At 67.6% G+C, this 12871-nt stretch carries 14 protein-coding genes; 5 read left to right on the forward strand and 9 right to left on the reverse strand.

Going from position 1 to position 12871, the window contains the following annotated elements:
* Positions 1 to 10: 10 nt before the first annotated feature.
* The 4 genes from ACFSCV_RS16315 to ACFSCV_RS16330 all read left to right on the forward strand — a co-directional run bounded on the left by ACFSCV_RS16315 (position 11) and on the right by ACFSCV_RS16330 (position 3415).
* A complete protein-coding gene (locus ACFSCV_RS16315; protein ID WP_378800618.1) occupies positions 11 to 541 on the forward strand; it encodes a flavin reductase in 531 nt (176 codons plus the stop codon).
* A 3-nt stretch (positions 542 to 544) separates the two neighbouring features.
* Positions 545 to 1948 carry an amidase gene (locus tag ACFSCV_RS16320; protein ID WP_378800619.1) on the forward strand — a complete coding sequence of 468 codons (1404 nt, stop codon included), beginning with the start codon at positions 545 to 547 and terminating at the stop codon, positions 1946 to 1948.
* Positions 1949 to 2162: 214 nt separating this feature from the next.
* Positions 2163 to 2636 (forward strand): NADPH-dependent F420 reductase, encoded by a 474-nt coding sequence (locus ACFSCV_RS16325; protein ID WP_378800620.1) that lies wholly within the window; start codon positions 2163 to 2165, stop codon positions 2634 to 2636.
* An 11-nt stretch (positions 2637 to 2647) separates the two neighbouring features.
* Entirely contained in the window at positions 2648 to 3415 is a 768-nt protein-coding gene (locus ACFSCV_RS16330) for an SDR family NAD(P)-dependent oxidoreductase (RefSeq protein ID WP_378800621.1), read from the forward strand.
* Between the two features lie 186 nt (positions 3416 to 3601).
* Here the strand turns inward: ACFSCV_RS16330 and ACFSCV_RS16335 are convergent, their stop codons facing one another.
* From ACFSCV_RS16335 to ACFSCV_RS16370, 8 genes are all read right to left on the reverse strand, one after another.
* Complete coding sequence (locus ACFSCV_RS16335) at positions 3602 to 3823, reverse strand: hypothetical protein (RefSeq protein WP_378800622.1); 222 nt, start codon at positions 3821 to 3823, stop codon at positions 3602 to 3604.
* A complete protein-coding gene (locus ACFSCV_RS16340) occupies positions 3820 to 4227 on the reverse strand; it encodes a helix-turn-helix domain-containing protein (RefSeq protein WP_378800623.1) in 408 nt (135 codons plus the stop codon). The genes ACFSCV_RS16335 and ACFSCV_RS16340 overlap by 4 nt, the downstream gene beginning before the upstream one ends.
* Positions 4228 to 4601: 374 nt before the next feature.
* On the reverse strand, positions 4602 to 5165 hold the full coding sequence (locus ACFSCV_RS16345; RefSeq protein WP_378800624.1) for a hypothetical protein: 564 nt from the start codon (positions 5163 to 5165) through the stop codon (positions 4602 to 4604).
* Between the two features lie 60 nt (positions 5166 to 5225).
* Positions 5226 to 5804 carry an alpha/beta hydrolase gene (locus tag ACFSCV_RS16350; RefSeq protein WP_378800625.1) on the reverse strand — a complete coding sequence of 193 codons (579 nt, stop codon included), beginning with the start codon at positions 5802 to 5804 and terminating at the stop codon, positions 5226 to 5228.
* 96 nt (positions 5805 to 5900) lie between these two features.
* Positions 5901 to 7277: an NTP/NDP exchange transporter gene (locus ACFSCV_RS16355; protein WP_378800626.1), complete on the reverse strand. Its 1377-nt coding sequence runs from the start codon at positions 7275 to 7277 to the stop codon at positions 5901 to 5903.
* Between the two features lie 121 nt (positions 7278 to 7398).
* Positions 7399 to 8436: an NAD(P)H-binding protein gene (locus tag ACFSCV_RS16360; protein ID WP_378800627.1), complete on the reverse strand. Its 1038-nt coding sequence runs from the start codon at positions 8434 to 8436 to the stop codon at positions 7399 to 7401.
* A 273-nt stretch (positions 8437 to 8709) separates the two neighbouring features.
* Positions 8710 to 9681, reverse strand: a complete 972-nt coding sequence (locus ACFSCV_RS16365) for an AraC family transcriptional regulator (RefSeq protein WP_378800628.1) — start codon at positions 9679 to 9681, stop codon at positions 8710 to 8712.
* Between the two features lie 417 nt (positions 9682 to 10098).
* Positions 10099 to 10998: a LysR family transcriptional regulator gene (locus ACFSCV_RS16370; RefSeq protein ID WP_378800629.1), complete on the reverse strand. Its 900-nt coding sequence runs from the start codon at positions 10996 to 10998 to the stop codon at positions 10099 to 10101.
* Between the two features lie 218 nt (positions 10999 to 11216).
* On the opposite strand from ACFSCV_RS16370, the gene ACFSCV_RS16375 reads away from it, so the two are divergent.
* The gene (locus ACFSCV_RS16375; protein WP_378800630.1) at positions 11217 to 11711 is read left to right on the forward strand and encodes a lipocalin-like domain-containing protein; all 495 of its coding nucleotides are present in this window, start codon (positions 11217 to 11219) and stop codon (positions 11709 to 11711) included.
* Positions 11712 to 11783: 72 nt separating this feature from the next.
* Here ACFSCV_RS16375 and ACFSCV_RS16380 read toward each other — a convergent pair whose 3' ends face one another.
* Entirely contained in the window at positions 11784 to 12716 is a 933-nt protein-coding gene (locus tag ACFSCV_RS16380) for a LysR family transcriptional regulator (protein ID WP_378800631.1), read from the reverse strand.
* Positions 12717 to 12871: the final 155 nt, after the last annotated feature.

The following is a 12871-nucleotide window of genomic DNA, read 5'->3' on the forward strand; positions in this document are numbered from 1 at the left end:
GGGGACGCCAATGGACGACGCAGCGGATATCGCCTGCGCGGCGCCGGTCACCAAGGAACGCTATCGCGACGCGATGGCGGCGCTCGCGGCCGCGGTCAACGTGGTGACGACCGACGGGCCGGGCGGCCGCGCCGGCTTCACCGCCACCGCGGTCTGCAGCGTGACCGACGCGCCGCCAACCCTGCTCGTCTGCGTCAAGCGCGACAGTTCGGTCGGCGAGGCGTTCCGGGCGAACGGCGCGCTCTGCGTCAACACGCTGGCGCCCGAGCACAAGCCGCTGTCGAACCTGTTCGGCGGCCGCACGCCCGTCGAGGAACGCTTCGCGGCGGCGACCTGGCGGCGCGGCCCGAGCGGCGCGCCGGTGCTCGAGGGCGCGCTCGCGCATTTCGACTGCCGAATCGACCGTGTCGTCGACGTCGGCACCCACGCCGTGCTGTTCTGCGAGGTGGTCGACATCGGGGTCGGCGAGCCCTGCGAGGCGCTGATCTATGTGGGTCGTCGCTACGACGCCGTGCCGGCCTGCGTCGGGGCGGCCGGCTGAGCCGTGACGCAGGACGCCCATCCGCTCGATCTCCCGGCGCGTGAGATCGCTTCGGGCGTCCGCGGCGGCCGGTTCTCGGCCGTCGACGTCATGCGGGAGTCGCTGGAGCGGGCCCGTGCGACGCAGGACGCCTTCAACGCCTTCGCGCTGATCCGGGAGGAAGCGGCGCTCGCCGCAGCTCGTGAGGCCGACGAGGCGGTGCGGGCCGGGCGGCCGACCGGCTTCCTGCACGGCGTGCCGTTCGCGGCGAAGGACCTGACGCCGACCACGGGCGACGTGACGACGCTCGGCTCCTGGAGCTCCGGCGACGTCGTCCCCGCCGAGACGGCGTTATGCGTGCGCCGCCTTCAGCAGGCCGGCGCCATCCTGATGGCGAAGACCACGACGCCCGAATTCGCGCATTCGAGCTTCACCTGGAGCCCGCGCTTCGGCGCGACCCGCAATCCACGCGATCCGAGCCGGACCTCCGGCGGATCGTCCGGCGGTTCCGCCGTCGCGGTCGCGACCGGCGTCGTTCCCTTCGCCGAAGGCTCCGACATGGGCGGCTCGGTCCGCATCCCCGCCTCGTTCTGCGGGGTCGTGGGGCTGAAGCCCAGCCTCGGGCGGATCCCGATGACGATCCTCCCGAGCGTGTTCGACGACATCTCGCATTTCGGCCCGCTCGCCCGAACGGTGGACGACGCAGTCGCGTTTCTCCAAGCGACCGCGGGCCCGAGCGACGAGGATATCCTATCGCTCCCGCTGACGTTCGAGCCCGAGCGCATCCGCGACGAGAACCTCAGGGGCAAGCGCTTCGCCCTTTCGATCGATCTCGGCTTCTACGCCGTCGAGCCGCAGGTCGAGGCCGCGATCCGGCGCGCGGCCGCCGCTATGGCGGATGCGGGCGCGGTCGTCGAGGAGGTCGCGCCGCCCTGGACGCGCGCCCTGGTCGACGAGTGGTACGAGATCTGGTGCGTGTTCATGTCGGCCTATTTCGGCGACCGGCTCGCCACCTTCCGCGACCGCATGGACCCCGCCATGATCGAGATCATGCGGCGTGGCTTCGCCAAGGACGCGACCAGCTACAAGCGCATCGAACTTCTGCGCACCGCGATGTGGCGCGACATGGCGAAGCTGTTCGAGACCTACGACGCGCTGCTCTGCCCGACCTGCGCGGTGACGGCGCCGCCGGTCGCGAAGAAGGACGGCGACTACTTCGGCGAGGACGCGGCGGGGCGCCTGATCGGCCTCGACATGACCTGCCCGTTCAACCTTACGCCGCAGTGCCCGGCGATTTCCATTCCGATCGGCGAGGCCGATGACGGACTGCCGGTCGGCTTGCAAATCGTTGGCCGGCGTTTCCAGGACGAAGCCATTCTTGGCGTGGCCCGAGGCGTCGAACGATTGCTGGGCCGCCGACGCGTCTGACGAGCACGGCCGGAGCCAAAAAACCATGGGCTGTTCGGTAGAGACAACGGACGGCAGGCCACGAACTCGTCCTCGACAAGGAGGGCGGGGGCCGGAAGCTCCACCTCTTCTGACGGAACTGGGCGACAGCACCCGTCTCGGCACGATCGGTGAGGCGGCCGCGTTCGGCGAGGTCGTCCTGTTTTCGGTCTACTGGCCTCGCGTCAGGGCGATCGTGAACGCCGTCGGCGACGCGCTCGACGGCAAGGTCGTGATCGAGACCGTGAACCCGCTCGGCGTCACCGCCGACTTCAAGCACTTCCATGACGTCGCGTTCATGCGCGAGAGCTCGACGGCCGAGGACCTTCAGAGGCGTTTCCCGAAGACGCGGGTCGTGAAGGCGTTCAGCATGCTGGCTGCGCCGATGCTCGAGGCGGTGGCCTGGGAGACAGCCCCGGCGCCGCCGGGCGTCCCCTACGCGACCGACGACGCGGACGCCGGGCGGATCACGCGGGAACTCATCGCAGACGCGGGATTCAAGCCGATCGCCGCGGGGCCGCTGAAGGGCGCCCGGCAGATCAAGCAGCTCGGCGTCTTCCTGCATCACGTCGCCGACCACGAATACGGCGGCGATCCCGACCTCATCCGTCTGGCCCTCGCGGTGGTCGAGGCCAGCCCTAGCCCGGTCGTTCGTGGACGTGTCGCCTGAAAGGAACGAAGATGTCCAAGTCACTGAACGGGAAGACAGCGCTCGTGACGGGCGGCTCGCGGGGCATCGGCCGAGCGATCGCAGAACGTCTCGCCAGGGACGGCGCGACGGTCGCGCTGATCTACAACGCGAGCAAGGACGGCGCGGACGAAGCCGTCGCGGCCATCGGGTCCACGGGCGGCAAGTCCTTCGCGCTTCGGGTGGATCTCGCCGACGCGGGAAGCATTCCCGCGCTGTTCGACCGGCTCGACCGCGAACTCATCGAGCGGAACAGCGACGGCGCGCTCGACATCCTCGTCAACAACGCAGGCAACGCCGGGTGGGGCGGCCTCGGCGACGCCACGCCGGAAGGCTGGGACACGATGATCGCAGTCCACGCCCGCGCCCCGTTCTTCATGGTCCAGTCGGCGTTAAGCCGGCTGCGCGACGGCGGACGGATCGTCAATGTCTCTTCGGCGCTTGCGACCCGGCCGGCTCCGATGGTCCCGATCTATTCAATGGCCAAGGCCGCCATCAACAACCTGACCCATGCGCTCGCCATGGAGCTCGACCCGCGCGGGATAGCGGTCAACGCGGTGGCGCCCGGCTGGATTCGGACCGACATGAACGCGGCCGTCCGCGAGAACCCCAAGATGGTGAAAGCGATCGAGGCGGACACGGCGCTCGGGCGCTTCGGCGAGACGTCCGACGTCGCGTGCGTCGTGGCCTTTCTTGCCTCTGATGAAGGACGGTGGGTCACGGGTCAGGTCATCGAAGCGAGCGGCGGATACAGGCTTTGACGCCAGCCCCCTTGCCGGAGGCTTGCCGAGACGACCGGTTGACAAGCGCCGTCCCGCTTAGGCTAAGCGGCCCATCTCAGGACCGCTTCCGTTATCACGCGCTTCGAGAGCGAATTACCTGCCGCCGTCGGCAACCGCCTGCTTCGGGCTCCGGATCGGCGCAAGACGGCCCTGCGGGCGCGGAATTCAGGCTTGAACCTGCTCCCGTCTGCGGACGATCATCCCCACCTTCACGACCCCGTCGCCATTCTCGGCATTGACGCCGCCTCCATGGATACGGGCGACGGCCGCGACGATGGCGAGCCCCAGGCCGTGACTATGCCCGTTGGAGGCCACGGCCGACGTAATTACGGTCACCACAGCGAACATGACGGCGAGATGCGCCGAAATGGACAGCACGCGCTTCATGGCACGTCCGGGTCGCGCCGGTGCTCCAGCATGTAGCTCATGCCCCGGACCGTGTGGATGAGCTTGTCCTCGCCGGGCAGCTCGAGCTTGCTCCTGAGCCGGCGGATCGCCACCTCGACGACATTGGTGTTCGTCTCGAAATTGATTTCCCACCCGATCTCGGCGATCGCGGTCTTCAGTACGATCTGCGACGGGCAGCGGGCCAGCACCTCGAGAAGCGCGAACTCCTTGGCGGTCAGCGTCAGACGCCGGCGCCCATGCGCGGCCCGCGCGAGCCCTCGAAAGCGCTTCGCGCCCGACGGCGGGATTGAGCTCGATGAGGAGTTGACCCTTTTCGACCCGGTCGCCGGCGTCGACCGCGATACGGGAGACCAGCCCGTCCCCCAGCGGGAATAGAGACGCATGGCGCTCCGCGGTCAGTGAGCCCGAAAGGGAGAAACGTGGGCCAAAGCTTGCCTCTTCCACGGCGCCGACCGTGACGCGAGCGCAGGCGGGTCCGGCTCCCTCGCCGTCATCTTCCGACGGCGAGCAGGCCGTGATGACGACGGCGGCGACAAGAGGCGCCAGCAGGGCGCTCGCCGGTCGGCGGCGGCGGAACAGCTTCAGGCGCGGCGGGCCGGAACGGTCAGCCGGTGGGGCACGGGAGAAGACGGTCATGGACAAGAGCGATAGCTGGCGGTCCGGTCGCTCCGCTTTCGTGAAGCTTACAATCCCGTCAGAATCCGAAACGGCAGGTCGGCGGCGGATGGCCTTCCGGCTTCAACGGCATGGCCGAGCGCTATTCGCCCGCTCGCGCGGACGCCGCCCCGATCTGGTCCAGCACCCCGATCATCACGTCGTTCTGCCAGCCGAAGCTGGGATTGAATGTGAGCCGCGCATGGATCTTCCCATCCTCTCGGTAGCCCCAGTCGGACAGCCACACGGGCGCGCCTCGCTCGCAGGCGGCGGTCGCTTCCGCGTCCTGCCCGTTCCAGCAGATGCGCAACCGACCCTTGCTTCCGTAGAGTGGGTTCTCGGGAGAGAACATCACGCCCATGTGCGAGTACTGGCTGATGCGCAGCTCCGGCAGGCGATCCGGCCGGACAAGCACGCGCCGGTCGTCGCCCGCCCGCTCTGGCGCCGCGCCATACCAGACGAGCCGGCTGGCGGGGTGGATGAAGCGAGCGCTGAACGTCTTGGCCAGATAGGCGGTGTCCAGAACCGAATCGTGCTCGGCGACCACCATGAAAACGGGCTTGTCGAACGGGGCGCGCTCCAGCGCGCGACGCGCCTGGCTGCTGCTGCGGTAGAATTGCGCGAACCCGTTCGTGGGCGCCATCATGTAGCGCACCGGGTTCTGCATCGGACGCACGCCGTCTGGCTCCCTTAGCCAGGGGCGCACCCACGCGACCCAGGGCGTCAGTCAGGCGTAGGCGCTGTCCGATCTGAACGCCGGCGAGAACAGCAGCAGGCCGGCGACGTCGTCATTCCGATAGGCCTGTTCGACAATCAGATTGGCGCCGGTCGAAAAGCCGCCAAGGACGATCAGGCCCACCTCGCTTCGCAGGGCGTCGGTCTGTGCCTCGACGACCCGGCGCCACTCCTCCAGCGTCACGTCGAGCAGATCCTCCGGACGCGTTCCATGCCCCGGCAGCAGGACCGTCCGCACGAGATAGCCGCGGGCGGCGAGCGCGGCGCCGATATCGCGGAAGGTCCATGGGGAATCGCCGAGCCCGTGAACCAGCAGCACGCCTGCGCGGGGGCGGCCGCGGGGCCGCCATTCCATAGGCGCGTTCCAAGCGAGCTCCCTCGCTGGGCCGGAGCCCTGAAACGCGCGGCGACGTTCCATCCCGTCCAGCGCGTCGCGCCGGTGGGTCTCGAACGACACGGTTCGCGACCGGGCGGACGCCGAGGCCGCGGATGTGCCGACGACCACCGCCGGCGTCTGCGCCGCGCATCCCATGGTCAGGGCGGCGGCCAACAGCAGCGCGGCGCGCCTCATGGCCGCCCGGCCTCGGCGGCGGTCTGCATCTTGAAGACCATTGAGCCCGCTATGGATGGCGGCGTCGGCGGCGTCACGTTCTGCAAATCGGATACCTCAGTTCAGCTTCGGCAGTTCGGGCGAGAGCGCATCCGCAGGCGATCGCTCGTGCGGCCCCAGGCCGCCGACCCCCGCAGTCGAGGAGTTTCGCTCAAGAAGCCTCTCCCGGCGGCCGAGAAAAAAACCGCAGAGGCCCCAGGCCGCCGCCAGACACGCGCCGAAAACCATCGCCGCCGCCGGGTTGCCGCTGACGAGGTCGATGCCGCTCTTCAGCCAGCCGCTGACGGCGTCGCCGCCGCGATAGACGACGGTGTCGATGAAGTTCTTCGCCTTGTACTTCTGCTCGGCCGGCAGGACCGTGTAGAGCATCTCACGTCCCGGGCGGATGAGCGCGTACTCGCCGACGCGCCGGACGACCATGACCACCACGAACACCGCGAAGATCGGGGTCAAGGCGAGCGCGAGAAAGCCCGCCGCCATCGCGACGGGAACGGCGACCAGCAGGACGCCGACGCCGAGCCGCTTGGCGATGTGACCGGTCACGAACGCCTGGATCACCAGCGACAAGCCCTGCACGACGGCGTCGATCGCGCCGAAGACCTGCGTCTGCGTCGTTCGGTCGGGGAAGTATTCGGCGACCAGCCTTGCCTGCTCGAAGTAGAGGAACGTGTTGACGCTCGCGAGCAGCACGACGAAGGCGGTGATGCCGAGGAGATAGGGAGACCGGAAGGTCTCGACCGCGCCGGCGAAGGGGCTTCCGCCGATTGGCCTACGCCTCGTGGCGTCCTCGGCGCGCGCCGAGGTCTCGGCCGGGTGCGCGTCGCGCCAGCGATGGAGCCAGATGGCGGCCGCGGCGCTTCCCGTCAGCATCAGGGCCGAAACCAGGAGCAGGCCGGCATGGCCGACCGGCGCCACCAGCACGGCGCCGATGATGGGCCCGGCCAGCCCGCCGATGCTGGCTCCGCTGGCGATCAGGGCGAAGGTCCGCTTGGCCTGCCCGGCCGCCAGCACATCGGCCAGCGTGCTCCAGGCCAGAGATATGGTCAGCAGGTTGAAGACGGACAGCCAGATGTAGAAGGCCCGCGCCGCCCAGAGGTTTTCAGGCGCAAGCTGGAAACCGATGGCGAAGCCGACGAGCACGATGGCGCAGCCGCCGTACAGCCACGGCAGCAGGGTTCTGCGCGGCAGTCTGGACGCCAGCCAGCCGAAGACCGGAAGCGCCGCCAGCGTGGCGACGAACGTTCCGGTGAAGAGCCATTGCAGATTATCCACGCCGCCCGCGACCCCCATGGTCTCGCGGACGGGACGAAGCATGAAGTAGCCGGCGAGCAGCAGGAAGAACATCAGCAGCCCGGCGATCACCGCGCCGGCCTCGTGCTGCTCGACGTTGAACAGCCTGGATATCCGACGCGGCCATGGAGATGAGACGGTCAAAGCGCTGTTTTCCTTAGATCACTGAACTGTTCGTCTTCGGACACGGAGACGCGTTCCGACGAGCCGCCGCCGCGCGGTTCGTCGGTCGCCGATTAGAGCGATGGGTCGGCTCGCAGAGGCCTTAGATGACGAGGGGCTTCAGCTCGTCCTCGCACCACTGGCGGAAGCTGGTGGGCGTCGTGTTTTCCAAGGTGCGGGGTTCGGCGTTGTCGAGACCCTCGTTCTTGGCTCGGGCCATGTCGGTCATTCCCTGGGCCATGCCGCCCGACATGCCGAACCGGACGAACATGGCCTTGTACGCCTCGAACGACATGCGTTCGAACCGGGTCGGCTTGCCGATCACCTCCGTCATGATCCGCGCCATGTCGTTGAAGGAGATGTCCTCCGGGCCGAGCACCGCGAGATGGCCTTGGCCGTCCCAGACGGGATCGAGCAGCAGGCGCGCGGCGGCGGCGGCGATGTCGCGGGTCGCGCAGGACGGCATTCTGCGATCCCCGTCAATCGGGGAGAAGAAAACGCCCTTATCTCTGATGACCGCCGCCTGCCGGGCGAGGTTGTCCATGAACGAGGGCATGGTCAGCGCCCGGAATCCCACGCCCGTGCTCGCGATCAGGTCGTCCATCGCCAGCGACGCCGTGACGAACCCGGCGCGGGCGGCCATCGGCGTGCCGCGGCCGAGAGCGGAAATGCCGACGACCCGCCGGACGCCCCGGCTTCTGATCGCCTCGGCCGCCGGCCGCGTGAAGCCGACATAGGCGTCCATGGGGGTCGCGGCCTGGTCGTCCGGCGGGCAGAGCCAGAAGACGGTGTCAGCGCCCTCGAAGGCGCGGTTCACGACGGCGGGGTCGCTGTGGGACCCCTGAACGACCTCGGCTCGTTCACGCACCTGCGCCGAGAGGCGTGAAGGATCGCGGGCGATCAGGCGAAGCCGCGCGCCGCTGTCGAGCACATTGTCCACGACCTGACGACCGATGCCGCCGGTGGGCGCGGTGACGACGATCGTCCGGTCGGCCGACATCGCTTCCTGCGCGGACGACAAACTGAAGTCGGCCATCATGGCGGTTGCTCCTGCGCCCGCGGCGAGGCCGCCGATGAAGTGGCGGCGGTCGATGCTGTGCGGTTCCCGGCCGGATACGGGATCGGATTGCTTCTGTGTCATGCGACGACGTCTCTCGAAGGACTGGATGTTTTCGTCTCAGGTCCAGGAGGGTAGTCGTGGGCATGGGGACGACCCATGCTGGAAAGTCCGCATTACCTTCGCGTCCGTCCGGAGAGCGACGCCAGACGCCGTCCGCCGCGCCTCGCGGCGGGCGAGCTGGAAATTGGCTACGGCCCGTCGGAGAAATCCCGCCTCGAGACGCGCGGCGACCTCGATGAGCTGCTGGACGAGCTCAATGGGTGAGCGGCGGCCGCATTCCTGGCCCGGGTGATCCTAACCCGCCAGAAGCTGCGCCGGAGACAGCGGCACGTGCGCATCAGTCCGCGATCCGGCCGGCTTCCGGGCCCGGCCATATTGCCGGGGCGAGCAGCCCATCACGCGCTTGAACGCCGTGCTGAACGCGCTTTCGGATTCGTAGCCGAGCTCAGGCGCGATGACGGAGACAGGATCGCCGCTGTTCTCCAGCCGGTCGCAGGCGAGCAGCATGCGCCACCGGCTGAGATAGTCCATCGGCGTTTCGCCCGCGGTCTCCTTGAACCGCAGCGCGAAGGTCGAGCGGGACATGCCGGCGGCCTCGCCGAGCTCCTGCAGCGTCCAGCGGCGAGCCGGATCGGCGTGGATGGCGTTGATCGCCTTGGCGAGCTGCTTGTCGGCGAGCGCGAAGAACCATCCAACGCCGAGCCCGGGTCCCTCCGCCAGATGAACGCGCAGCGCCTGGACCAGCATCATGTGGGCGAGGTGCTGGGCGACCAGATAGCCGCCCGGCTCGCCCTCGCGCAGCTCCTGCATCATCCGCTCGACCGACCATCGCAGCGCGGCCTGCTCAGAGGCCTTTCTAAGATGCACGACGGGCGGCAGCAGCGCCAACAGCATGTCGGCATGGCCGCCGCTCACGCCGAAACGGCTGCCGACCAGAAACAGGTCGCCGCCGCCGTTGAGGCGCACCTCGCCGCCCCTTCGGGCGGGCGGAAGGATTTCGGAGGCCGAAACGGACGGTAGGGTGAGATCGCTGGCGAGGCGAAAGGGCCGGCCGCTCGGCAGGACGAAACTGTCGCCTTCCTCGAGGGCCAACGGCTCGGGAAGCCCGTCGACGGCGAGCCAGCAGGAACCCGCAACGACCACGTAGCACTTGATGAGCTGGTGCTGGCTGCCGAACTGCACGGACCAGTCGCCGCCGGCATGGAAGCCGGAGGAAATGTAGCTCTGCGGTTTGAGCAGCGAGAGGACTTGCGACAGCGGGTCCATGAAACCCCGGACGATTGCGAAGATATCGCGCAGCGTACGGTATGGACCGTCTTTCGAACAAGGGATCGCTCGGCGCACGCATCGAGAATTGGCGCAGAGTGCGATCCGTTCGACATCTCTCGAACTTCGGACCGGTCGCGAGCTGGCGAGATGGATTTCGATACGGAGTCGGCCTCCGTCGGTCCGGCGGCGGCAAGGGGCGGCCAGACGCGGCCTCGGCTGCGACCGCCCCAGCGACGGGCCGGAACCGACGCCGCGCATTCCGCGTCATGTTTCGGCGCCGCCTCGCGCGGCGTCCCCATCAGATCTTTCTGACAGATTCGCAGGAATTGCGTCGCGCCTAGCCCGCAGAAACATGAAGCCCGAGGATACCCCTGAAGCTCTAACCGGGGGTGGTGCCGTTGGGCCTCGCGGCCGTCATCGGGTCCTGTCCAGCTGCTTCAACAGATCGATGAAGGCCCGCAACGGCGACGGCACGTGCCGGCTGCGCGGGTAATAGAGCGCCAAGCCCGGCGTCGGCGGGCACCAGTCATCGAGAACGGCCACAAGCTGACCTGATTTCAGAAATGGCTTGGCGAAATGCTCGGGGACATAGGCGACGCCGCGCCCGGCCACCGCCGCCTGCACGAGAAGATCATTGTCGTCGAGAGTGAGGCGGCCCGGCGCGTCGACCGCGATCTCGGCGCCGCGTTTGGCGAACTCCCAGCGATAGCGTTTGCCGCTGGGCAAGCGTTGACGGATGCAGCGATGCGCATGCAGGTCGTCGGGCGTCTTCGGCGTCGCGCGGCCCTTCAGATAGGACGGCGCGGCCACGGCGATGAAACGCACCTCGCCCCCGAACCTGACCGCGACCATGTCGCGCGGCACGGCCTCAAGCAGGCGCACTCCGGCGTCGAAGCCCCGTTCCACGATGTCGACGAGCTGTCCCTCCGAGACCAGATCGAGCTCGACTTCGGGATAGAGATCGAGAAACGGCGGCACGACCTCTGCCAGCAGGATGCGGGCGCCGCTCTTGTTCGCGTTGATCCGCAGCGCGCCGCTGGGGGTTCCGCGTTCGTCCGAGAGCGTATCGAGCGCCTGGTCGAGATCCTGAAGAACCGGATCGAGGCGTGCGAGCAGGCGTGCGCCGGCCTGAGTGAGCGACACGCTGCGCGTCGTTCGGTTGAACAGCCGGACGCCCAGCTTTCCCTCCAGGCCGATGATCGCGTGGCTGAGCGCGGAGCGCGAAACGCCCAGGACATCGGCGGCGCGGCGGAAACTCCGATGGTTGGCCACCGCTGCGAAAGCGGCCAGATCGTTCAGGCTCGGGCGGGCCATTCGTGACTAATTTTCACCCCATCATCCCATATTGAAGACCTTATATCACCATCCTCGATGATCTACCTCCGAAGGCGCGAAGGATGGGCGACGATCCTTGCGCGGCTGAAGACCCTTGAGGCGCAGCAGGAGACCGCGAATTACGCGGACTAAGAGCATCTGCGATGCAGCCGCGAGGGTTTGGACGCACAGTCCCCCATGAACAACAAAGGAAAGCCATGCTCAATCGCCCGATTACACTCGCTCTCGCCTTGAGCATCTCGTCTTCCGCCTTGGCGCAGACCGCCGCAGAGAACCAGGTCGTGGGGACCTGGCGGATGATGTCGGCGACGATCGACCCCGGGGGGAAAAACATCGCCGCCTATGGAGACAAACCGAACGGTCTTCTTGTCTTCACTCCCGACATGCATTTCGTCGAAGTTCTTACTGACGCTGACGTCCCGCGGTTTGCTTCCGATGCTCGCGGCCAGGGAACGGATGATGAAAACCGCATGGCCATGTCGCGCAGCATCGGGTTTTTCGGAACCTACACCGTCGACGAGAAGGGCGAATTCAGCGGGAACCGGGTGGAAGGCTCGACATTTCCGAATTGGGTGGGCGGCGTCCGGACTCGTGACGATCTGAGTCTGGTGGTCGATGGCGACCGTATGACCGAGCATTTTCGGCGACCGGACGGGACGAGAATCAAGATCGAATTCCAGCGCGTCAAATGAAGCCTGAAAGACGCGCGGTTTGGACAGGGTCTTCGACCTTGCGCCCGCTGTGCTTGATATGGCTGCGGCCCGCTACGGCATGACCTTGGGTCCCCGGTCCGCCGCTCCGGCCTGCCAGTCGTAGCTCCTGACGTAATCGAGAAAAGCGCGCATGGCGGCGCTCGGGAGACGTCGGCTCGGATAATATAGAAACCAGTGCGGCAATGTCGGGCTCCAACCGGAGAGGAGCTCGACGAGTCCGCCGTTCAGGATATGGGGTTTGGCGTAGTCATCGAAGATGTGGGCTATCCCCCTGCCGGCCAGCGCCGCCTGCAACTCGTTATGCGCCGAACTCACCATGAGGCGGCCCGTGGGAGTGACCTCTATCTCTTCGTTCCCCTTGGCGAACCGCCAGGTGACCAGAGCGCCCCCGGGAAACCTGCGCTTGACGCATTCGTGACGGACGAGATCGTGCGGCGTCTGCGGTCGGCCGCGCCTTTCGACGTAGCCCGGCGAAGCGACGATCGCATAGCGAAGCGCGGGCCCAAGCGGCAGCGCGATCATGTCCTGCGCCAGCTGCTTGCCGAATCTGACGCCGGCGTCGAAGCCCTGCTCCACGATGTCGATGACCGCGGCGTCGCTGATGATTTCAATGTTCACCTCGCGATAGGCGTCCATGAAGTCGAACGCCAGCGGGCAAAGAACATGGTCGACCGCCGGCGCCGGGGCGTTGATCCGGAGCGTGCCGGACGGCGTGTCCCTCAACGCGCCGACCTCCGCGATCGCCAGCCGGATGTCGCCCAGCGCGGGCGCCAACCGTTCAAGGAGACGTTGCCCGGCTTCCGTGGGCGACACGCTTCTCGTCGTGCGATTGAGCAGCCGGATGCCGAGGCTCTCCTCGAGCGCGTGCATCGTCTGGCTCAGGGCCGATGACGACACGCGGCGCTCGAGCGCCGCAGCGCGGAAGCCGCCACAACGCACGATCGAGACGAACACATCAAAGCTGTCGAGCCGGATGGGGTTCATTAAGAAGTTTTTCTAATCAAGCTGATCCTGATTGCGCATCTTATCGCTTGAATGACGTCATGTCATGGTCGCCGCCGCCGTAACCGCCGCGCCCGGCTTGCTTCCTCTCGCCGGCTCCTCGGGACCCCGACGGAATGAGGCGCGGAGCCCACACG

This window comes from Methylopila henanensis (assembly GCF_042681025.1).
In the GTDB taxonomy this organism is placed as follows: domain Bacteria; phylum Pseudomonadota; class Alphaproteobacteria; order Rhizobiales; family Methylopilaceae; genus Methylopila; species Methylopila henanensis.

What these genes read in the sequence shown, in the direction of transcription:
- ACFSCV_RS16330 (WP_378800621.1), top strand. Translation starts at nt 2,648, where the DNA reads ATGTCCAAGTCACTGAACGGGAAGACAGCGCTCGTGACGGGCGGCTCG.
- ACFSCV_RS16375 (WP_378800630.1), top strand. Translation starts at nt 11,217, where the DNA reads ATGCTCAATCGCCCGATTACACTCGCTCTCGCCTTGAGCATCTCGTCT.
- ACFSCV_RS16360 (WP_378800627.1), bottom strand. Translation starts at nt 8,436, where the DNA reads ATGACACAGAAGCAATCCGATCCCGTATCCGGCCGGGAACCGCACAGC.
- ACFSCV_RS16345 (WP_378800624.1), bottom strand. Translation starts at nt 5,165, where the DNA reads ATGCAGAACCCGGTGCGCTACATGATGGCGCCCACGAACGGGTTCGCG.
- ACFSCV_RS16335 (WP_378800622.1), bottom strand. Translation starts at nt 3,823, where the DNA reads ATGAAGCGCGTGCTGTCCATTTCGGCGCATCTCGCCGTCATGTTCGCT.
- ACFSCV_RS16370 (WP_378800629.1), bottom strand. Translation starts at nt 10,998, where the DNA reads ATGGCCCGCCCGAGCCTGAACGATCTGGCCGCTTTCGCAGCGGTGGCC.
- ACFSCV_RS16365 (WP_378800628.1), bottom strand. Translation starts at nt 9,681, where the DNA reads ATGGACCCGCTGTCGCAAGTCCTCTCGCTGCTCAAACCGCAGAGCTAC.
- ACFSCV_RS16315 (WP_378800618.1), top strand. Translation starts at nt 11, where the DNA reads ATGGACGACGCAGCGGATATCGCCTGCGCGGCGCCGGTCACCAAGGAA.
- ACFSCV_RS16380 (WP_378800631.1), bottom strand. Translation starts at nt 12,716, where the DNA reads ATGAACCCCATCCGGCTCGACAGCTTTGATGTGTTCGTCTCGATCGTG.
- ACFSCV_RS16350 (WP_378800625.1), bottom strand. Translation starts at nt 5,804, where the DNA reads ATGAGGCGCGCCGCGCTGCTGTTGGCCGCCGCCCTGACCATGGGATGC.
- ACFSCV_RS16340 (WP_378800623.1), bottom strand. Translation starts at nt 4,227, where the DNA reads ATGCGTCTCTATTCCCGCTGGGGGACGGGCTGGTCTCCCGTATCGCGG.